The sequence below is a fragment of the Halomicrobium sp. HArcht3-1 genome, assembly GCF_058933345.1.
The window spans coordinates 151,979-170,353 of record NZ_JBZYDM010000003.1 but is presented as its reverse complement, the minus strand read 5'-3'; the positions used below and the strand labels follow the sequence as shown (position 1 = coordinate 170,353).

General features: G+C 64.5%; 22 protein-coding genes. 8 read left to right on the top strand and 14 right to left on the bottom strand.

Going from position 1 to position 18,375, the window contains the following annotated elements:
• Positions 1 to 88: 88 nt before the first annotated feature.
• Complete coding sequence (locus AC5FRW_RS06175) at positions 89 to 286, bottom strand: heavy-metal-associated domain-containing protein (protein ID WP_493567560.1); 198 nt, start codon at positions 284 to 286, stop codon at positions 89 to 91.
• A 146-nt stretch (positions 287 to 432) separates the two neighbouring features.
• Between AC5FRW_RS06175 and AC5FRW_RS06170 the strand changes: the two genes are divergently transcribed.
• The 7 genes from AC5FRW_RS06170 (at position 433) to AC5FRW_RS06140 (ending at position 5,291) form a co-directional block, all read left to right on the top strand.
• Positions 433 to 804 carry an Hsp20/alpha crystallin family protein gene (locus AC5FRW_RS06170; protein ID WP_493567559.1) on the top strand — a complete coding sequence of 124 codons (372 nt, stop codon included), beginning with the start codon at positions 433 to 435 and terminating at the stop codon, positions 802 to 804.
• A gap of 366 nt (positions 805 to 1,170) precedes the next feature.
• Positions 1,171 to 2,034 (top strand): SDR family oxidoreductase, encoded by an 864-nt coding sequence (locus tag AC5FRW_RS06165; RefSeq protein WP_493567558.1) that lies wholly within the window; start codon positions 1,171 to 1,173, stop codon positions 2,032 to 2,034.
• 95 nt (positions 2,035 to 2,129) lie between these two features.
• Positions 2,130 to 2,393: a hypothetical protein gene (locus tag AC5FRW_RS06160; protein WP_493567557.1), complete on the top strand. Its 264-nt coding sequence runs from the start codon at positions 2,130 to 2,132 to the stop codon at positions 2,391 to 2,393.
• Positions 2,394 to 2,469: 76 nt separating this feature from the next.
• Positions 2,470 to 3,180, top strand: coding sequence for a J domain-containing protein (locus AC5FRW_RS06155; RefSeq protein WP_493567556.1), 711 nt, complete (start codon positions 2,470 to 2,472; stop codon positions 3,178 to 3,180).
• A gap of 59 nt (positions 3,181 to 3,239) precedes the next feature.
• Positions 3,240 to 4,514 carry a histidinol dehydrogenase gene (gene hisD / locus AC5FRW_RS06150; protein WP_493567555.1) on the top strand — a complete coding sequence of 425 codons (1,275 nt, stop codon included), beginning with the start codon at positions 3,240 to 3,242 and terminating at the stop codon, positions 4,512 to 4,514.
• Between the two features lie 136 nt (positions 4,515 to 4,650).
• Positions 4,651 to 5,016, top strand: a complete 366-nt coding sequence (locus AC5FRW_RS06145) for a HesB/IscA family protein (protein ID WP_493567554.1) — start codon at positions 4,651 to 4,653, stop codon at positions 5,014 to 5,016.
• A gap of 71 nt (positions 5,017 to 5,087) precedes the next feature.
• On the top strand, positions 5,088 to 5,291 hold the full coding sequence (locus AC5FRW_RS06140; RefSeq protein ID WP_493567553.1) for a hypothetical protein: 204 nt from the start codon (positions 5,088 to 5,090) through the stop codon (positions 5,289 to 5,291).
• 68 nt (positions 5,292 to 5,359) lie between these two features.
• On the opposite strand, the gene AC5FRW_RS06135 is transcribed toward AC5FRW_RS06140, so the two are convergent.
• The 7 genes from AC5FRW_RS06135 to AC5FRW_RS06105 all read right to left on the bottom strand — a co-directional run bounded on the left by AC5FRW_RS06135 (position 5,360) and on the right by AC5FRW_RS06105 (position 10,312).
• Positions 5,360 to 5,560, bottom strand: coding sequence for a dodecin (locus AC5FRW_RS06135; RefSeq protein WP_493567552.1), 201 nt, complete (start codon positions 5,558 to 5,560; stop codon positions 5,360 to 5,362).
• A 50-nt stretch (positions 5,561 to 5,610) separates the two neighbouring features.
• Positions 5,611 to 7,149 carry a TrkH family potassium uptake protein gene (locus tag AC5FRW_RS06130; protein WP_493567551.1) on the bottom strand — a complete coding sequence of 513 codons (1,539 nt, stop codon included), beginning with the start codon at positions 7,147 to 7,149 and terminating at the stop codon, positions 5,611 to 5,613.
• Positions 7,150 to 7,242: 93 nt separating this feature from the next.
• Positions 7,243 to 7,902 (bottom strand): DUF2238 domain-containing protein, encoded by a 660-nt coding sequence (locus tag AC5FRW_RS06125; protein WP_493567550.1) that lies wholly within the window; start codon positions 7,900 to 7,902, stop codon positions 7,243 to 7,245.
• A complete protein-coding gene (locus tag AC5FRW_RS06120) occupies positions 7,899 to 8,516 on the bottom strand; it encodes a hypothetical protein (RefSeq protein ID WP_493567549.1) in 618 nt (205 codons plus the stop codon). Before AC5FRW_RS06120 ends, AC5FRW_RS06125 begins: the two co-directional genes overlap by 4 nt.
• A gap of 48 nt (positions 8,517 to 8,564) precedes the next feature.
• On the bottom strand, positions 8,565 to 9,494 hold the full coding sequence (locus tag AC5FRW_RS06115; protein WP_493567548.1) for a metal-dependent hydrolase: 930 nt from the start codon (positions 9,492 to 9,494) through the stop codon (positions 8,565 to 8,567).
• A gap of 116 nt (positions 9,495 to 9,610) precedes the next feature.
• Positions 9,611 to 9,910, bottom strand: a complete 300-nt coding sequence (locus tag AC5FRW_RS06110; protein WP_493567547.1) for a DUF7116 family protein — start codon at positions 9,908 to 9,910, stop codon at positions 9,611 to 9,613.
• 162 nt (positions 9,911 to 10,072) lie between these two features.
• Positions 10,073 to 10,312, bottom strand: coding sequence for a DUF5816 domain-containing protein (locus AC5FRW_RS06105; protein ID WP_493567546.1), 240 nt, complete (start codon positions 10,310 to 10,312; stop codon positions 10,073 to 10,075).
• Between the two features lie 127 nt (positions 10,313 to 10,439).
• On the opposite strand from AC5FRW_RS06105, the gene AC5FRW_RS06100 reads away from it, so the two are divergent.
• Positions 10,440 to 10,844 (top strand): universal stress protein, encoded by a 405-nt coding sequence (locus AC5FRW_RS06100; RefSeq protein WP_493567545.1) that lies wholly within the window; start codon positions 10,440 to 10,442, stop codon positions 10,842 to 10,844.
• Between the two features lie 10 nt (positions 10,845 to 10,854).
• On the opposite strand, the gene AC5FRW_RS06095 is transcribed toward AC5FRW_RS06100, so the two are convergent.
• From AC5FRW_RS06095 to AC5FRW_RS06070, 6 genes are all read right to left on the bottom strand, one after another.
• A complete protein-coding gene (locus AC5FRW_RS06095) occupies positions 10,855 to 12,390 on the bottom strand; it encodes a globin-coupled sensor protein (RefSeq protein ID WP_493567544.1) in 1,536 nt (511 codons plus the stop codon).
• Positions 12,391 to 12,520: 130 nt separating this feature from the next.
• Entirely contained in the window at positions 12,521 to 14,245 is a 1,725-nt protein-coding gene (locus AC5FRW_RS06090) for a methyl-accepting chemotaxis protein (protein WP_493567543.1), read from the bottom strand.
• 142 nt (positions 14,246 to 14,387) lie between these two features.
• Complete coding sequence (locus AC5FRW_RS06085) at positions 14,388 to 14,906, bottom strand: hypothetical protein (RefSeq protein WP_493567542.1); 519 nt, start codon at positions 14,904 to 14,906, stop codon at positions 14,388 to 14,390.
• A gap of 6 nt (positions 14,907 to 14,912) precedes the next feature.
• Positions 14,913 to 16,601 carry a b(o/a)3-type cytochrome-c oxidase subunit 1 gene (locus AC5FRW_RS06080; protein ID WP_493567541.1) on the bottom strand — a complete coding sequence of 563 codons (1,689 nt, stop codon included), beginning with the start codon at positions 16,599 to 16,601 and terminating at the stop codon, positions 14,913 to 14,915.
• Positions 16,601 to 17,128, bottom strand: coding sequence for a cytochrome c oxidase subunit II (locus tag AC5FRW_RS06075; protein ID WP_493567540.1), 528 nt, complete (start codon positions 17,126 to 17,128; stop codon positions 16,601 to 16,603). The genes AC5FRW_RS06080 and AC5FRW_RS06075 overlap by 1 nt, the downstream gene beginning before the upstream one ends.
• Positions 17,129 to 17,132: 4 nt before the next feature.
• The gene (locus AC5FRW_RS06070; RefSeq protein WP_493567539.1) at positions 17,133 to 18,353 is read right to left on the bottom strand and encodes a halocyanin domain-containing protein; all 1,221 of its coding nucleotides are present in this window, start codon (positions 18,351 to 18,353) and stop codon (positions 17,133 to 17,135) included.
• Positions 18,354 to 18,375 lie beyond the last annotated feature (22 nt).

The window sequence follows — 18,375 nt, the reverse complement described above, 5'->3', positions numbered from 1 at the left end:
GAACTGTTTCGAGAGATCCGTCACCCGAGGTGGCGAAATCGTTCACAGATGGACAGCCGACAGGACGAGACGGTCGTCGGTCGACCCGTTACGTGCCGGCCGAGTAGCCGGCGTCTTCGACGGCAGTGACGAGTGCCGCCACGTCTGCGTCGCCCTCGACGTGTGCGGACGCCTCGTCACTGTCCGCCGTGGCGTCGGTGACACCACTCACGTCGCGAAGCGCGTTTTCGACGGTTTCCTCACAGTGCTCACAGGACATTCCTTCGACGGAGAGTGTCGTGGGCATGCGTTCGCGCGTACGGTCTGCCCACTTATCGCGGTTGTGTCTCGTGACCCCCGTCGGAGCAGGTCAGGAATCGGCAATATAGTTGTCTGACGTGACATTTATTACGAACCGCCGACATATTTTCGACTGTATCGAGGTGACCAGCGATGGCACTCTCGACAGGTCCGACCAGTTCCTGGATACAGAGCCTCGACTTCCCGAGTCGACTGTTCGAAACCGGTGGTACCGACTACGAACTGTACGAGGAAGACGAGGAGTTCGTACTGAGCGTCGAGATGCCGGGCTTCGATCCTGCGGAGATCGACGTGTCGTGGGACGCCGGCGTCCTCAACATCGCCGGTGAACACGAGGACGACGATCGCGGTCAGCGCCGGACCTATCACCGGCGGTTCCGGTTCCCGAAAGACGTCGAGGAGGAGGAGATCACCGCCGAGTACCACAACGGCATCCTCGAAGTGCGATTGCCGGTCGAGACGGGCGCGACGGTGACCGGCAAGCAGATCGAAGTGCAGGGCTGAACGGATCACGCCCGTTTTTTCGGCGTGGTATGGCGGTTCGATCGCTCTCGTACCAATTGATACACCCATCGCACTGCTGTCGTGCGGTGGGATGTGCATTGATTGTCGATGGCTCCGACAGTGCGGGCGAGCGCGAACGACTTATCCGAGCGTCCCCGGTAGACCTGTTCGATGGTCTCGGTCGTCACGACGAAGTGACGCACACTCGCGCTCGTCGGCGCGCTGCTCTCGGCGTCGTCGACCATCGCGGACGTGATCCGGCCCCGACGGCTCTTCGTACGTGTCCCCAGTGGGGACGACCGTCCGGCCCGATTCGTGCCAAGGATTACTGTGGTGCCGTCCGTGCTGTCGACTGAGTGAAATACGATGGCCGACTCCGAGTTCGACCTGACCGCCCCCGAGATCAAGCGTGAGGACTTGCTCGTCCTCTCTGATCCGTACTTTTCGACCGACAACGTCGGGATCGTCACCGGTGCGGGCTCCGGCATCGGACGTGCGACGGCCGTTGCACTCGTCGCGAACGGCCTGACCGTCGTGGGGGCCGACATCGACGAAGATGGGCTGGACGAAACGGCGTCGATCGCCGGCGGGATGGACCTGCCGGGAACCTTCGAGGGCGTCGAGACGGACCTGACCGACGACACAGCGGTCGAAGCGGTGGTCGCGGCGGCCGCCGAAAAGGGCGACGTGCGATTCGTCGCGAACATCGCCGGGATGCAACACATCGCCAGCATCGCCGAGTTCCCGATGGCGAAGTACGACCTGCTCACCGACGTGATGGTCCGCGCGCCGTTCAAGATGGCACAGGCTGCGATCCCACACATCCGGGCGACCGACGACGGCGTCGGCGCGATCGCGAACATGTCCTCGGTCCACGGCCACTACGCGACGCGGGACAAGCCAGCCTACATCGTCGCGAAACACGGTCTCACGGGCCTGACCAGAGCGATCGCGGCCGAAGGCGACGGGTCGCTGCGTAGCTTCTCGGTCAGTGTCGGCTACGTGCTCACGCCGCTGATGGTCGATCAGATCGAGGATACGGCCGCCGAACGCGGAATCTCGACGCAGGCAGTGGTCGAGGACGTGATGCTGGGACAGGCCCGAACCAAGGAGATGATGACGCCGGCCGACGTGGCGAACCTGTTCGTCTTTGGGTTCTCGACGCACGCGAAACACCTCAACGGCGGCGATCTCCTGTTCGACGGCGGCTACACGCACACCTACGAGTAGCGCCGACGCTGTGGCAGGTCCGAGGCCGTCCCCGCGGGCGTCGTCGCTCAGTGTCGCCAGAGAGGTTATACAGTCCGCGCCCCTCTGGTGTGTGTATGCCTGACGACGTGTTCACCGAACCGACAGAGAGCACGGACGACTGGACCGACGTTCGAATGACCGAACCCGATGCCGGCGAGTGGGACGTCGACGTCGTCGTCGCGGGCGGTCGCGTCGAGTTCGTCGACCTGCGAATCCGACCGACGTTGCTCGACGGCTTCATCGACTGTCTCCTCGACGATGTCAGCGAGGAACGCGCCACGGAGATTCTCGAATCCGCCGCACAGCGCCACGGCCTCCCGATCGGGGCCGACGACTAGCCGGCACGTATCGAGCGCCGACACCAGCGATCGATTTATTACGGAGAAACGAACAGTTACGTCCCGTTGGGTGTGAATGGAAGCAACGTTCTACGGCGTGCTCGGGGTCGCCCGAGACGCCGACGAGCAGACGATCGTCCGTGCCTATCGCGAGCGAGCGAAGTCGGAGCATCCGGATGTCAGTGACAGCCCCGACGCGACAGCGGTGTTCAAACGCCTGAACACTGCCCGAACCGTCCTCACTGACGACGCCGAGCGCAGGCGCTACGACCGACTCGGCCACGCCGCGTACCTCCGGCAGTGTGACGACTGTCCGGGCTGGACGGTACCCACGACGAGCGAAGCGTCCGACGCGCACCGAACGGGGCGGTCCGGGACCGGTCGAGTGAGTGCCACCGACGGTGGACGCTCCGCGACGGGCACCGAAACCCGGACGAGGAACCACACGACGACCACCGGGCAGGCCACGAGTCCAGCGGCGACCGCAGAGCGGTCCAGACAGGGGTCCTCGACAGGAGTCTCCGGGACCGCGACTGCCTACTACAGGCCGGGCCAGCGGACGAACCCGGACTCGACTGGACTCGTCGACGTGCTCGCCGACCTGCCCCGCTCGCTCGGTGTCTGGGCCGTCGTCTACGCACTCGTCGTCGTCAGCGCCGTCACGACCGCGTGGCTGATCCTGACGTGGGGCGGGCTAAGTCCGCTGAGTCTCGTGCTGGCGGCGTTCGTGATGGTCGCAGCACTCACCGTCTCGACCCTGCACCTCTCGGTGCGCGTGTACCCCTGATCGTGTGATCGGCCGGCCCGGATGACAAACCGTTTTTCCGAGCACGCCAATGGAGGCGTATGAACGTACGACGTGTCGGGGACCTTGGACCGGACGAGCGCCGGGCCATCTTCCAGCGCGACGCCGGTGTCGAGGCAGTCCGAGACGACGTGAGCGAGATCGTCGACCGCGTCCGCGAGGAGGGTGACGTGGCTGTCCGGGAGTTCGCCGAGGAGTTCGACGGCGTGACTGTCGGGAACGTCGATATCACTGACGCCGCCGAGCGTGCGGCCGACGAGATCGACGACGAGACACGATCAGCAATCGAGGACGCCGCCGGGAACGTCCGGGCCTTCCACGAAGCGCAGGTGCCCGACGACTGGCGCGAGGACTTCGACGGCCGCGAACTGGGGCAGCGCTATCGTCCCATCGAGAGCGCAGGGGTGTACGTGCCCGGCGGGACCGCCGCCTACCCGTCGAGCGCGCTGATGGGCGTCGTCCCCGCAAAGGTCGCCGGCGTCGAGCACGTCGCGGTCGCGACACCGCCGGCCGACCAGATCAACCCCGTCACGCTCGCCGCGATCCACATCGCCGGTGCCGACGTGGTGTATCAGGTCGGGGGCGCACAGGCCATCGCCGCGCTGGCCTACGGCACTGAATCAGTCGACGCCGTCGACAAGGTCGTCGGCCCGGGTAACCGCTGGGTGACCGCTGCGAAGGCCATCGTCCGGGGCGACGTGGCGATCGACTTCCTCGCTGGCCCATCCGAGATCATGGTCGTCGCCGACGACACTGCCGACCCGGAACTGGTCGCCGCAGACCTCGTCGCACAGGCCGAACACGACGAGAACGCTTCGGTCGTCGCCGTCACCGACGACGAGGATCTCGCCGAATCGATCACCGACGCCGTCGCGGAGCAGGCAGCGGAGCGCGAGCGCGAGGACGTGATCCGCGGGGCACTCGACAACGACGCCTCTGGGGTCTTCCTCGCCCGGTCGATGAGCGAGGCCGTCCTGTTCGCCGAGGAGTACGCCGCAGAACACCTCTCGATCGTCGCCGACGACGACGAGGCGATCCTCGATCGCATCCCCTCTGCCGGCTCGGCGTTCCTCGGTCCGTACAGCCCGGTCGCCGCCGGCGACTACGCCAGCGGGCCGAACCACGTCCTGCCCACGGGCGGTCACGCCCGCGTCACCGGCGGTCTCTCGGTCGATTCGTTCCTCCGCTCGACGACGGTCCAGCGTCTCTCCGCGGAGTCACTCGGCGACATCGGCGAGACGATCACGACGCTGGCCGAAGCCGAAGGACTCGAAGCCCACGCCGAGAGCGTCCGCAAGCGACTCGACGAGGACTGAGACGGCCGACTGTCGTCTTTTCGCTGTCGAGACACTCGCTGGCGGGAGCTTCGCACAGGAGGGCCGCTGGCACGAGCCGTCACTGTTCGACGAAATCGGCGTCAGGGTTAACACGATCCCGGGCGACAGTACGTGTATGAGCAGTACCGTCGAGCAAGACCCCGGGGGTTCGGGCATCGATGTCACAGAGGACGCGGCAGCGGAAGCGATCGATCTGATGGAGGGCGAAGAGATGGACATCGACGAGTCCGGGCTTCGGCTGTTCGTCCAGCAAGGTGGCTGTGCAGGACTCTCTTACGGGATGCGCTTCGAGTACGAACCGGAATCGGACGACGAGGTGTTCGAACACCACGGGCTGCGGGTGTTCATCGATCAATCGAGCCTGCAGTATATCGACGGCTCCGTGCTCGACTTCGAGGGTGGCCTGCAGGGCGAGGGGTTCCACGTCCGCAATCCTAACGTCGAGAGCGAGTGTGGCTGTGGCGAGTCGTTCCGCACCTGACGGTATATATTTCTCGGGAGTGCTGTTAGTGAATTTTACGTAGGGGAGCCTTCTCTGTTCGTCTACCTACCATGACAGAACAGCAGTTCCCGCGCTCGACCGACACCGACGCAGTCACCGACGAGCAGTCCCGAGAGTCCATCGTCGGCCCGTGTCCGCGCTGTGGCACGACCCTGCGGCCGGATCGTGACGAGACCGACGCCGGGCGGTCGGTCTCCCGGTGTGGCGAGTGTCGGCTCATGTGGTCGCCGAACCTCGGCTGGTACGGTGCGTGAAGCGAACCCAGAATTGGTGTGGCACAGCCACACAGATCGTCCGGGATCGTGACCCGAACGCAGTCGTATCAGCCTTCGAGTTCGAAGGCGACCTCGACCTCCGCCTGATACTCTCGTCCCTCGACGCTCGCGATTTCGACGCCCATCTCCTGCACTTCGGCCCATTTGAGATTGTCGAGCGTCTCCTCGGCGCGCCCGACGGCGTCGTCGACTGCGTCGTCGAAGCTCTCGGAACTGGTGCCGATCAGTGTGATCTTCTTGAAGACCATGCGCTACGTTCACACGCACCGTTGATAAAACTCCGGCCGCCGGCAGTCGGTTAGCTCCGCCAGTACGACGGCGTCAGGACGACCAGCACGGAGAGGATTTCGAGGCGGCCGATCCACATCAAGAAGACCATGTACAGTTTCGAGAGCGACGAGAATGGATCGTAGCTGTTCATCGGGCCGACGGGACCGAAGCCCGGTCCGACGTTGCCAAGCGTCGCGATGGTCATACTGGCCGCTTCGAGTGCCGACATCTCGACGCCGACGCGGACGGCATCGAGGTAGAGCAGGATCGTCGAGACGACGAAGATGGCGAGGAAGACGAGCACGAACACGAAGATGCCACGAATCGTTTCCTCCTCGGCGGCGCGCTTGCCGATCCTGATGGGGCGAATCGCTTCGGGGTGGATCGTGGTGAACAGTTCCCGGCCCATCGACTTCGAGACGACGTACCAGCGGATGATCTTGATCGACCCGGCGGCAGAGCCGGCCGAGCCACCGAGGAACATCGCGAACAGGAGCGTGATCTTGGCGAGGTCGCTCCACGTGTTGAAGTCCATGCTGGCGTAGCCCGTCGTGGTCACGATGGCGATGGCCTGAAACAGTGCCTGCCGAAGCGACCGTTCGAGCGACCCGGGGATGGTCAGGACCTCGGCCGGGACGCGCGCGAGTCCGGTGCCCACGAACAGGAGCGCGGCGAGAAAGCCACCGACCACCAGCGTCGCCAGCAGGTACCAGCGGAACTCGGCGTTGCCGAAGAGTCGCTTCGGTTCCCCTTTGACCGCGTACCAGAACAGCGCGAAGTTGGTCCCGGCCACGAGCATGAACACCATCATCGCCCACTGGATCGCGGGGGAAAACGCCTCTGCGCTGCGGGCCATCGGCGAGAACCCGCCCGTCGGCATCGTCGTCAATGCGTGGGCCACAGCGTGATACAGCGTCATCTCGGGCGCGAATCCGGCCACGCCCAGTACGTAGTACACCGCCGCCGCGAGCAGCGTGAAGACGGCGTAGATCTTCCACAGCGCCGCTGCAGTCCCGCGGATTCGCGGCGTCAGCTTGTCGATGTCGATCCCCGGCGCTTCCTCGCGGACCAGCTGTGCGCCACCGACGGAGAGTTCGGGCAAGATTGCGACCATCAGGACGACGATCCCCATGCCGCCGAGCCACTGGGTGAGCTGTCGCCACAGCATCATCGCGTGGCCGTGGACCCCTACGTCGATCTGTCCCATGATCGTCGCGCCGGTCGTGGTAAAGCCCGACATCGACTCGAACAGCGCGTTCACCGGCTCGCCGAGCTGTCCCTGCCCGGCAACGAGGTAGGGGACGGTCCCGAGGACGGGGACGAGCAGCCACGTCAACGCGACCAGCAAGAACCCCTCGCGGTGGCCCAGTTCGTCCTCCTCGGTGACGAACTCCAGGAGCGAGCCGACGCCGAGCGTGACGGCGATCCCGACGAGGAAGGGCAGCGGGGACTCTCCGTACAGGAGCGCGACGACGACCGGGACCGCGAGTGGCACGGAAATGTATCTGAGGACGCTGCCAGTGAAGTATAATGTCGACTGCACGTCGACGCGAAGATCGTAGTACATGGCTCGTGAGGACAGTGAATCGAGGGTCTGATCTAACAGGTGGCGGGTGTGGTACCGACTTGAGGGTTGTGGATTAGTCAGGATACGACAGCACTACGCCGTGCGGGTTTCGAGCCAATCGGTGAACGCGCCGACGACGTTCGTGAGGTGAGCGGTCCCCCAGACGGCGACGACGACGGCACCGATCGTGTCGAACACGAGGTCGAGCATCGTGTCGCCGAGTCCGTACTGTGTGAGAACGGTCTCAGTGCCAAGCATCGCCGCGACTTCGCTGAGTGCGAACTCGATGACCTCCCAGAACACGCCGAAGGCGACGACGAACAGGAGGATAAAGACGAACATGAATCGCGGCGGGATGTGGATGCCATCGGAGTGGCGATCCAGCGCGCGGACGGTCGTGTAGCCCACTGCGGCGACGATAGACGACGAGAGGGTGTGGGTGACGTGGTCCCACCACGGGATCGACTTGTAGAAGCTCAATTCCGCACCCGGAAGGCCGACCGTGCCCAGCGCGTGGAGCCACACCGCGCCGGTGATCCACAGCGTCAGCCCGGTGTCGAGGGGAAGCCCGTAGTCACGTTCGAGCACGGCCGGCAGCTGTGCGACTACCAGCGCGACGCCGGTGTTGACGATGATCCCGATCGACCCTCGTTCGAGACCGATGAACAGCATGCCGACAAGCGAGAGTTCCATGAGTCGCGTGAGTCGGCGCTGGGCAGTCCGGTCGATACCGATCAGGTCGCGGACTCTCATTCGAGCACCTCCAGAGGCAGTCGGTCGGCGGGACTGATCTGCCGGCGGACGTAGTACGCGAAGACGAGACCCCCTCCGACACCGGCGACCGTCGAGGCCACGAACTCGACCATCAGTGCGTGCTCGATCTCCGCTTCGGGGACTCCCTCGACGAGGAGCAACGTCGTCCCGAGGAGGATATCGGCCGACCAACGTACGACGGCCCAGATGCCGGCCGTCGCGACCGTCGTGACGACGACGAATCCAATCGCGAATCCGTCGGTCATTCGCACGTCGGTAAAGAGGTGGAGTTCGACGGCGACGACGAGTGCGATGGCCGCCACAGAGAGGTAGGTCGCGACTTGCCCGGTCACCGGGACCGTCGCGAACGAACGACCGAGGACTGGTAGGGCAGCCAGCCCGGTCACTTCCCACGGTAACGTTGCTTGCCAGTTCCGAAGCACCAGCGGCGGCAACAGTGCAAGGACGATCACCGTCAGTGCGAAGGCCGCCCACCACAGCAGATCCCGCCAGATACTCGTTCCGACAGCGACGACGAGGAGCGCGATCAGCATCCACGAAAAGACCGCGTTCGATCGTCGGTGTCGGAGCAGCCGTCCCAGATCGCTACTCATGTTCTGGGCCACGGGTCCCGCTGTTGAAACAGTGTCGTCCGAGCGGCGTTACACGGCAATGTAGACGACGGCGAACGCGGCCGCCGCGAGCGTGATGGCTGCCAGCCCGGTCGTGACAGCACGCAGCCAGTCGACGGCGCGCAGTTCTCGCGCCAGTAGTTCACGCTGGGTCACGCCGACACCGCCGACCGCGAGGACGGTAAAGACGAAATGATACGACGTGTCGAGCGTCGGGGCCGGCAACACCAGCGCAGCGCCGGCATAGGCGACACCGACGCCAGCCGTGGGGCTGATCTGGCGTCGTACCGTCCGCTCGGTGAGCCGCGTGTAGACGGCCAGTCCCAGCCAGAGGATCGTCAGTTCGATCGCGAAGGCCCCCAGCAAGTGTAAGGTCGGATCGCCGGCGAGCGTGACTCGCTCGGCGACGACCGTCACGTCGAACGGGGAGAGCAACATCGGCGGCTCACCGGTGACGAGGTCCCCGAACGGGTGGCTCAGGAGTCCTAACAGCGCCGTCGCGAGCACTGCCGGTGACGAGAGGCCGAACCGATCGGCCAGACGAGAGATCACGAGCGCACCCACGGCGAACACGAGCACGACGGCAGCGGCGACGGAACCACCGACCGCCCCGGCGACCCCGACGAGACCGGCGAGTACCGCGACAGCAAGCACCGCCGGGCCGCGAGAGCGGGTGTGCCACAGTGTGGCCGCGACCGCAGTGAGCGAACCGAACACCAGCGAGTGTGTCGGGCCGCGGTGTACGACGTTCCCGGTCGACCAGAACGCACCTGCGGCGTCGAGTACGCCCGAGACGCCACCGAGCAGGCCGAACGGCCCATAGAGGATGTCCACGTCGGGCAGTGTCGCAAACAGCGCCGCGATCAGCGCCAATCGGAGCGCTCGCGGTCGGTCGACACCGAGCCGTGTCGCGACGGCTCCGACGAGCGCGAACGCCAAGACTCCGTGACCGACGAACATGTCCGTCGTTCGGTGCGAACGGTGATAAGTGTCTCGCGCAGGTGCTATCACTGCTCACGGTATCGAAATCCAGCTCTGAGCAACGGATACGACCGATGGATGCGACGACGCGACCGTCAGGACGACGGCCGATACACGTCGTAGTCGCCGTCGTCGTCGACACCGATCACTGCCCAATCGTACTCCGGATCGGCCATCGCCACACGACGATACGTGGTGCTCGCGTCGCCGCTCGGTGTGACGAAACAGCGATGCTGTCCGTCTGTCGGAATCGAGGACGGTTCCGAACACGTGACGTGGACGACCCGCCACTTGCGTTCGGCGCGGAGTTCACTGCCTGTACGCGACACTGAGTACCCGAGGTCTGCGAAAATCGACGAGGCATGCTCGGCCAGGGATGTGGTAACGGCCCCCATCTGACAGTCGATACCACGCCACACTCCTTAAGCATTTGCACATTATGGATCGGTGACTAGAATCAGCAGTGCCGTCGCTCGTGGGAAGCGACTGTACAGAGCTGCTCGTTCCGGTGTTGGACGAATCGGCGATTGCCGACGACGATATCCGTCTCGGCAGTCCTACTCGTGTGCCGCGTCCCACTCGTCGGGCTTGCGAACGTTGCTGCACTCGTTACACTGTACGCGACCCATCGCGTCCATTGCGTTGTCGAACGTCTCGCAGTTCGAACAGAAGTATCCCCAGCGCGTCGTCGCCGCTTCGTCAGAGTAAACCACGTAAAACGGCCCTTTCGAGCCGATCTCTGCTTCCTCGTGGTTCACGAACAACGCCCGACTCTCGGGACCATCACGTCGTTCCATACACTGACGTGACACCGCGATTCCCATAGCCGTTGTCCTCGCCGGACGAGGCACGTCCGTGATCGATACCGGCAGACCCCGGTCGAGAGCACAACGCTTGTACCGGAGACACGACAACGCTAGCGAAATGACCCTCGTCGTGGTTCCAGTCAGGTACCCGCTGACGGAGCACTCGAAGGCGACGCTGGAGACGGCGATCCATACAGCAGACGAACACGACGCCGACCTGACGGTCCTTCACGTCAACCTCTATCAGAACAGCCACCGGATCACCCGTGCCGAACTTCGGGACGCTGTCGAGTCCGAATACGGTCGATTACCCCGGACGCGGTACGCCGTCACGTCGGGCTTGCTGGTCGAGGAGACGATCCTCGAAGAGATCGTCGGTCTCGACGCCGACATCGTCGTGATCGGGAAAAAACAGGCCAGTCGCTGGCGCTCGATGATCCAGCGCCTGACCGACGACACTGACATCGAGCGGTTCCTGCGGGACGAACTCGATTGTGAGATCGTCACCGCAGAACTGGCCTGATCCGTCTGAATCAGGTCGAGAGCCGATCGATCGTCTGTGAGATGTCCTCGACTGTCGCCGCCTGTTGTTCGTTCGCAGCGGCGATCTGTTCGGCCTCCGCGGCGACGGTCTCTGCCTGTGCCACCAGTTCGTCGAGCATGCTCGCGACGGCCTCGGTGCTCGTCGCCTGATCGTCGGTCGCAGCGGCGACCTCTCTGATGCCGCTGACCGTCTCCGTCACGGCTGCTGCGATCTCGTCGAGCAGCGTCGTCGCTTCCTCGACGCGCTCGACGCCACGCTCGATCTGGTCTGTCGTCGCTTCGAGGCTCTCGACGGTGTCGTCGGTGTCGTTCTGAATATCGGCGACCAGCGCTTCGATCTCCTGTGCTTGCTCCTGAGATTCGCCGGCGAGCGCTTTCACTTCGTCTGCGACGACTGCGAAGCCGGAACCGGCCTCGCCGGCGCGAGCGGCCTCGATGGAGGCGTTGAGCGCGAGGATGTTCGTCTGTTCGGCGATGTCGTTGATCACTTCGACGACTTCGTCGATCTCTCCCACGCGGTCCTGCAGGTCGTCGACGTCGTCGGCCACCTCGTCGACTGCCCCACCTACTTCGTCCATCGCGTCACGCGCCTGATCTGCGACCGTCTGGCCCTCGTCGGCCAAGGATTTGGCCGTCTCGGTGTTGTCCTCGACCTGCGTAGCACTGGCTGCGACCTCCTCGACGGTCGCACTGAGGCTGGACACTTCCGACGTGATCGTCTGGATGCGCTCCGATTGCTCGTCTGTCAGGCTAGAGATCTGCTGGGAACTTTCCGCGACGTTCTCGGCAGATCGGCGCAGTTCGTCCATCGGCCGTTCGAGATCCTCCTCGACCTCTTCGGCCAGTCGCTCGTGTCGATCGACCGCCGCGGAGAGGCGCTGACTGTACGAATGAATGTAAGTGTCGGCGACCACCTGCATATCGAGGTTGATGATCCGCAACACAGAGGAGAGGTCGGCCTGATACTCGTCGAGTTCCTCCGAGACGATCCGTTCGACACCGTCGGTACTCGGGGCTGCTGACTGCTCGCCGGAGAGTTCACTGGAGAGTCGGTCGGCGATCCGTTCCTCCAGTCGGTCGGTCAGCAACGGAAGGAGGAGGTCGTAGTAGACGCCGTACTGGCCGATGTACTGGTGCATCGGCATGTCGAGCATATCGTGAAGCTTGCCGATGCGTGCCCGCTCACGGAAGTAGTCCTGATCGTACTCCCCGTCGGCCAGCGTCACCAGATAGGCCTGCTGCGTTTGCTTGAGGGCATCGACTGCCTTTGGCGACCGTTCGATCACTTCGACCGTCTCGTCGTACTGGAGAAGATTGTCGTAGAATCGGTCACCGATCTCCTCGGCGTTGGCTTCGAAGAGGTCACGGAGCGCAGCCAGCCGTTCCGCGTCCGCCTCGTCGAAGTCGATGTACTCTTTGCGCCAGTCGATGGCCGCTTCGTCGAGGCCGATCTCGTCGAGGAGTGCAGTCACGTCGACCTGCTGATTGAGACCGCCCTGACCGAACATCTCTCGGTACTCGCTCATGCTCGCACGAAAGCCAAACCGGTTGATAAGCCTTTGTCCTCAAATTCAACGGACGAGAACGGGACCGACAGGACGGGCCGGCGGTGTCGACTCGCACGTGGACCTGGCCTCACATCACGGACTCGCAGCGTTAGTCCCGAGACCCGCCGTCGGCAACCGCGACGGTTTCGTCGGCGACCGTCTCGGGCCGGTGGTGCTCGACCTCGAAGGTTTCGAGCATCTCGCTGAGTGCGCGGGTCTGGCGATCCAGTTCTTTCACGTCGGTCGCGACATCGTCGATCGACGAACTCTGTTGCTGGGCGGCGGCCGCGACGCGTTCTGCCTCGTCGCGAGTCTGTTCGCTGATCGCGGTCAGGTCGTCGACCATCTCCACGACTTGCTGGGTCGTCTCGGCTTGCTCGCCCGTCGCATTCGAGATTTCTTGCATCGAGTCGTCGACCTCGTCGACGACGGTCACGAGGTCCTCGAAGTCCCGGAGTGCCGCGGCGATGGTGTCGGTCGATTCGGTGAACTGGGCGTCCATCTCCCGGACTGCGTTGACGGTCTCGTCGGTCTCTGCGCGGACCGTCTCGATCAGATCGGAGATGTCCTCCGCGGAGTCGTGGGTCTCCTCGGCGAGTGCTTTGACCTCGTCGGCGACCACGGCGAACCCGTCACCGACGCCGTCCGCCCGCGCCGCCTCGATGGAGGCGTTCAGCGCCAGCATGTTCGTCTGCTCTGCGATATCGGTGATCATGTCGACGATCTCCTCGACGGCCTCGATCCGGTCGCCGAGTCCCTCGACTGCGGTGGCGATCTGGTCGATCTGGGATTCGAGATCGTCGAGTTCCGCGAGCGCCGCCGTCGCGTCGTCCCGACCGTTACGCCCACGTTCGGCCGCTTCACGTGCTGTGTGGGCGGCGTCGTCGGCGGTCGCAGCGATCTCCTCGACGGTCGCAGAGAGGGTGCTCATCTCGTGGGCGACGTCCTCGTGTCGCTCGGTCTGCCTGTTCGCGCCGGTCGAAATTTCCTGTACCGACTGCGCGATTTCGTCGCTCGCCGTATCGATCTCCGTCATCGCCCCGTCGACTCGGTCGCTGGCCGTCGCGACCGAGTCGGCGAAGGTCGTGACGTCGCCGACCGTCCCGGCCAGCGTCTGGATCAGGTCGTTGTAGTTCGTGACGACGCGTTCGAACAGATCGTCGTCGCTGTCGAGCGCGTCGCCCGCGACCGCGTCCTCGTCGATCGTCGCGGTCAGATCGCCGTCCTGCGCCTGTTCGGCGGCGGCACCGAACGTCTCGACGAGTTCCTGCAGGTGCTGGGACCGCGCTTCGAGCCGCGTCGTCATCTGCTGGAGTTCGTCGGTGTAGGTTTCGAGACTGCTCGCCATGCGGTCGAGTGACTCACCGACGGTCCCGGGGACCTCCTCGTCGAGCGCATCGGCGTCGAAGTCGTGGGCTGCGAGCGCGTCGGCCTGTCGCGACACCGTGTCGAAGTAGCCGTGCATGTCGTCGAACGACGCGACGAGTGCTCCGATCTCGTCTGGCTGGTCTGCTGGGGGGATCGTGACATCGACCTCACCGTCCGCGATCCGGTCGGCCCGGTCGGCGAGCATCGTAATCGGCTCGACGAAGTCTTCTCGCGTGATGAAGACCGTGTTGGCGAAGACGACGATGGCACCCAGAAGCAGCGCGACCGTCAGCGCCAGCTGTGCGACTCCTGTCAGGGTCAGGGAGACGGCGGCGAGAGTCAGGGAGACACCGAACTGGATCGCGACGGCGGCGAGGATTTTCCGTTCGATCGATTCGTCGACGCCCACGAGCGCCAGCGAGCGACGGATCTGTCGTTTGTACCAGGCGACCGGGTCGGAGAGCATGTCTGCCTGTGACCACTCCACCACACATAGTTAAACTGCCCCCAGTTCTCAGGATCTGAAAACAGATTGGTAGCCCGTTCGAAGGCCGTCAGCGAGACGAAGGTCGGAGTCGTGTGAAAATCGTTCGTGAGATCGACGGTACTCAAGAGGAGACTGGAATGTCTCCGAGTTCGACCGTGTGCGTCGAGCCGTCGCGCCCGAGCGTCGCCTCGATCTCGTCGGGTCGCTGGCCTTTGGGCATCACCCACGTCCCGGAGACGGCCCGTCGCTCCCCGGGATCGATCTGGCCCGTGGTGACACTGCCTGTGACAGTCCGTCCGGCCCGCGTCGTGAGCGGTCCCAGCGAAAGCACGTAGCTCTCGTTGCCGGTGTTCTCGACGGCGACCGTCAGACGGAACTGCCAGCCGTCGTCGTCCGCGACGACGCTCGCCGCCTCGATCAGTTCTGCCTGCTCCGTCTCCGGGAGGATGGCGTCACCGCTTACCGCACCCGCAGGTGCGTCGGTGGCCGTCGCGGGCGCCCCACTCGTCGCCGGCCCGACCGAGTGGGTGAGCATACTTCCGAACGTCGCCACCTCGATCAGGATCGGGATGCCGATCCCGGCGGCGACGAGGAGCTTGATCCAGCGTTTGCCAGTCGGATCGTCGATATCGTCGATCATCGACGCCTACACCGGGATCGGTGGGCTACCGGGTCCGAACAGGCCATCAGCCGCCATCGAGGCCAGTGGCGGGCCGTACGCGATCACGATCAACACGAGCGCGATGGCCGTCCAGAGCTTGTAGTTGTCGAGGATGCGCGGGCTGTGCTCGGGGCCGGACAGCGGATCTGGGAAGTTGCTGTTGACAGACAGCGTGCCGCCACGCTGTGCGATCCACGTGTCTGCCATGACGAGCAGGAACAGCGCGGCACCGACGAACAGCAACAGCCCGCCGATGGCGATCTGGAGGCGCATCTCGCCGACCGTCCCGGCGACGCCCTCGAAGGCGAACTCGTCGTAGGTCGGCTCGGCGGTCCGGCGCGGGATGCCGGCGAGACCGGCGCGGTGCATCGCGTTGGACATCAGCGCCATCCCGACGAACCAGACGTACGGCTGGATCGTCGCGATCGCTTTCTGGCGCAGCGGTTTGCCCGTGAGCTGTGGGACCAGCCAGTAGCTGACCGCCATCGCCGTCAGGGCAAAGGCCGTCCCGACGGTGAGGTGGAAGTGCCCAGGCACCCACAGCGTGTTGTGAACGAGGTAGTTGATGTTCATCCCGGCGTTGATCATGCCGGAGAACCCACCGGCGGCGAACATCAGGCCGGCCAGTGCACAGCCAGAGAAGGCGGGATTGCCCCACGGCAGATTTCGGAGCCAGCTGAGATACCCTTTCCCGCCGCGCTGTCGCGCACCGTGTTCCATCGATGCGACGACGGTAAAGGCCGTCAACAGCGACGGTAAGAGTAAGAACATCGTGTTCGTCATCGCGATGAATTTGAAGCCCTCTGGGATGCCGGGATCGGTGTACTGGTGGTGGAACCCGACCGGCGTCGACAGCAGGAGGAAGAGGACGAAGACGGCACGTGCAAGCGGATCACTGAACAGTCGCCCACCCGCCAGTTTCGGCAGGATGGTGTACCAGACGAGATAGGCTGGCATCAGCCAGAAGTACACGACCGGGTGGCCGAAGTACCAGAACAGCGTCCGCGTCAGTAGCGGGTCGATCTGCTCTACGAGACCGATCGACCACGGCAGGAGGAAGACCAGCACCGCGACGGCGACGCCGATGGTACTGACGTACCACATCAGCATCGTCGTCACGACCATGAACGTCTTCAGGGGGATGCGCTCGTCGGGGTTGTCCTTGCGCCACGCCCACAGCGACTTGAAGTAGGCGCCACCTGCGACCCAAGAGCCGACGATGAGCAGTGCCGCACCCAGATAGAACGCCGGGTGGGCTTTCATCGGCGCGTAGAACGTGAAGAGTACGTCCGCCGAGAGGTCGTGGCCCAGTACGCTCGGGGAGCCGAAGATGCCACCGAGGACGGCGACGGCAGCGAGCACCGTCCCGACGAGCATCAGCCAGAAGGCAGTCCAGCTCAGTCGCTGGGGTAACTCTCGTTCGAGGCTCGTCGCGACGCCCCACGTGAACAGCCCTGCGATGAAGAAGGTCGTAAAGACCAGCACCAGCAGGACGCCGTGGCCCGTCAGGATCGTGTAGTAGTCGGCCGAACTCACCACGTCGCGGAACAGTCCCGTTCGGTGGAGCGCCTGAATGATACCGAACAGCGCACCGATGCCGAGCGCGACGAACGCGACGATGAACTCGCTTCTGATCAGCTTTGCAGTCTTTGGATAGTCGTCGACAAACACCATTACTGGGTCACCTCCGTCTCGTTGTACTCACTCTGTGGCACGACTTCGACCGAGCCACCCATCGTGTGGTGGCCCGCGCCACAGTACTCGTGACAGACGATTCCGTACGTTCCGGGCTCGTCGAACCGGGCCGAGACCTCCGAGACCTGCCCCGGAATCACCATCGTGTTGATGTTCGTCTCGACGATGGAGAAGCCGTGCATCACGTCCGCGCTGGTCACTTTGAACGTGACCGTCGCGTCGGCGGGCACACGGACCGGATTGTCACCACTGCCGGGGACGAACTGGAACTGCTGGGCCACGATGTAGACGGTGTAGTGGCTCTCGTTCTGTTTGACGACGCCCGGATCGTCGAACTGGGTTCCGGTGTCGCCGGCCTGTACTGCCTGTGCGTTGATCGTCCCACCGGAGTCGTCGATCATCGTGATCCCGATGCCGGCCGACCCGTACGCGATTGTGGCGATGAAGCCGACGATCAACAGCAGCGATGCCCCAAACCAGAGTTTTTCGAAGTTATGAACCTGCATCGTATCACCCGATCACCGAGACGCGGCCGAGGAACTCGACGAAGTACATGAACACCCACAGCAGGGCGATCAGAACGAAGTAGAACGCCACGAGCGCCGCCGTTCCCCAGGGATCGTACTCGTCGTGGCCGATCTCGACCGCCGCTTCGGTTTCCTCAGCCTCTGTGACGGGGACAGGTTCGCCGTCTGCGACCGCTCCGGTCGCCGTCTCAGGGGTCGTGTGGTAGCGCCGCTTGAGCGCGATGACGGCGAGCAGCGGCACGAAAAAGGACAGCAACAGCGAGATGCTGGCAGTCCAGTTGGGAACGGTCACGTCGGGGACGTTCGATTGTCCACCGTCGCCCCCGTCGCCGCCGTCGCCACCGAGCGGCCCGCCGACGACCACGGCCCCTTTCATCCCGAGGGACTCGTGGGGGACACAGTAGTAGTTGTACACGCCCATCTCCTCGAAGGTGTAGGAGTACTCAGTGCCTTCCGCATCCACGGGGTCGCCCGAATCGAGCGGCCCGTCACCCTCCGAGACAACGTTGTGGGTCCCGCCCTCGCCGGTCCAGACCCACGTCACCTCGGTGCCCGGCGTCACCCTGACCGCCGGCGGATCGAAGGCGAAGCCACCACCGTTGCCTTGCGCGCCGACGGCGATTTCGACGGCGTCCTGATCGGTGCGGTCGACCGTCGTCCCGCCGAAGTTACCGACGTTACTGAACCAGTCGCCGTAGTCGGGATTTGCCGGTGGTCCCTGTGGCGTCCCGCCACTGTCGGACGCACCGCCGCTTGGCTGTCCTTCGCGAACCACGACCGCGCCTTTCATCCCGAGGGACTCGTGGGGGACACAGTAGTACTTGAACGTCCCAGTCTCCTCGAACGTGTGGGCGTACTCGGTGCCTTCCGCATCCACGGGGTCGCCAGAATCGAGTGGCCCGTCGCCCTCCGAGACGACGTTGTGGACGCCGCCCTCGCCGTTCCAGACCCAGACGACTTCCGTCCCGGGATTGACCATCACGGCCGGCGGACCAAACGCGAAGGCACCGCCGTTGCCCTCGGCACCGACGGTGATCTCGACCGTGTCTTCACCCCGGCGGTCGACGGTGGTGCCGTCGAAGTTGCCGACGTTCCCGAACCAGTCGCCGTAGTCCGGTTCTTCCTGTGCCGTTGCGCTCCCGGCCGCCGCGAGTGCGGCCACCCCGGCCGCGCCGCGGACGAACTCGCGTCGTCTCACGGCCATCGATACCCCTCCCGAATCGACC

Coding starts and splice junctions, on each gene's coding strand:
- AC5FRW_RS06080 (WP_493567541.1), bottom strand. CDS start 16,601: ATGGTGTTTGTCGACGACTATCCAAAGACTGCAAAGCTGATCAGAAGC.
- AC5FRW_RS06075 (WP_493567540.1), bottom strand. CDS start 17,128: ATGCAGGTTCATAACTTCGAAAAACTCTGGTTTGGGGCATCGCTGCTG.
- AC5FRW_RS06170 (WP_493567559.1), top strand. CDS start 433: ATGGCACTCTCGACAGGTCCGACCAGTTCCTGGATACAGAGCCTCGAC.
- AC5FRW_RS06135 (WP_493567552.1), bottom strand. CDS start 5,560: ATGGTCTTCAAGAAGATCACACTGATCGGCACCAGTTCCGAGAGCTTC.
- AC5FRW_RS06085 (WP_493567542.1), bottom strand. CDS start 14,906: ATGATCGACGATATCGACGATCCGACTGGCAAACGCTGGATCAAGCTC.
- AC5FRW_RS06140 (WP_493567553.1), top strand. CDS start 5,088: ATGACAGAACAGCAGTTCCCGCGCTCGACCGACACCGACGCAGTCACC.
- AC5FRW_RS06160 (WP_493567557.1), top strand. CDS start 2,130: ATGCCTGACGACGTGTTCACCGAACCGACAGAGAGCACGGACGACTGG.
- AC5FRW_RS06070 (WP_493567539.1), bottom strand. CDS start 18,353: ATGGCCGTGAGACGACGCGAGTTCGTCCGCGGCGCGGCCGGGGTGGCC.
- AC5FRW_RS06095 (WP_493567544.1), bottom strand. CDS start 12,390: ATGAGCGAGTACCGAGAGATGTTCGGTCAGGGCGGTCTCAATCAGCAG.
- AC5FRW_RS06120 (WP_493567549.1), bottom strand. CDS start 8,516: ATGAGTAGCGATCTGGGACGGCTGCTCCGACACCGACGATCGAACGCG.
- AC5FRW_RS06175 (WP_493567560.1), bottom strand. CDS start 286: ATGCCCACGACACTCTCCGTCGAAGGAATGTCCTGTGAGCACTGTGAG.
- AC5FRW_RS06155 (WP_493567556.1), top strand. CDS start 2,470: ATGGAAGCAACGTTCTACGGCGTGCTCGGGGTCGCCCGAGACGCCGAC.
- AC5FRW_RS06090 (WP_493567543.1), bottom strand. CDS start 14,245: ATGCTCTCCGACCCGGTCGCCTGGTACAAACGACAGATCCGTCGCTCG.
- AC5FRW_RS06100 (WP_493567545.1), top strand. CDS start 10,440: ATGACCCTCGTCGTGGTTCCAGTCAGGTACCCGCTGACGGAGCACTCG.
- AC5FRW_RS06130 (WP_493567551.1), bottom strand. CDS start 7,149: ATGTACTACGATCTTCGCGTCGACGTGCAGTCGACATTATACTTCACT.
- AC5FRW_RS06125 (WP_493567550.1), bottom strand. CDS start 7,902: ATGAGAGTCCGCGACCTGATCGGTATCGACCGGACTGCCCAGCGCCGA.
- hisD (WP_493567555.1), top strand. CDS start 3,240: ATGAACGTACGACGTGTCGGGGACCTTGGACCGGACGAGCGCCGGGCC.
- AC5FRW_RS06110 (WP_493567547.1), bottom strand. CDS start 9,910: ATGGGGGCCGTTACCACATCCCTGGCCGAGCATGCCTCGTCGATTTTC.
- AC5FRW_RS06115 (WP_493567548.1), bottom strand. CDS start 9,494: ATGTTCGTCGGTCACGGAGTCTTGGCGTTCGCGCTCGTCGGAGCCGTC.
- AC5FRW_RS06165 (WP_493567558.1), top strand. CDS start 1,171: ATGGCCGACTCCGAGTTCGACCTGACCGCCCCCGAGATCAAGCGTGAG.
- AC5FRW_RS06105 (WP_493567546.1), bottom strand. CDS start 10,312: ATGGAACGACGTGATGGTCCCGAGAGTCGGGCGTTGTTCGTGAACCAC.
- AC5FRW_RS06145 (WP_493567554.1), top strand. CDS start 4,651: ATGAGCAGTACCGTCGAGCAAGACCCCGGGGGTTCGGGCATCGATGTC.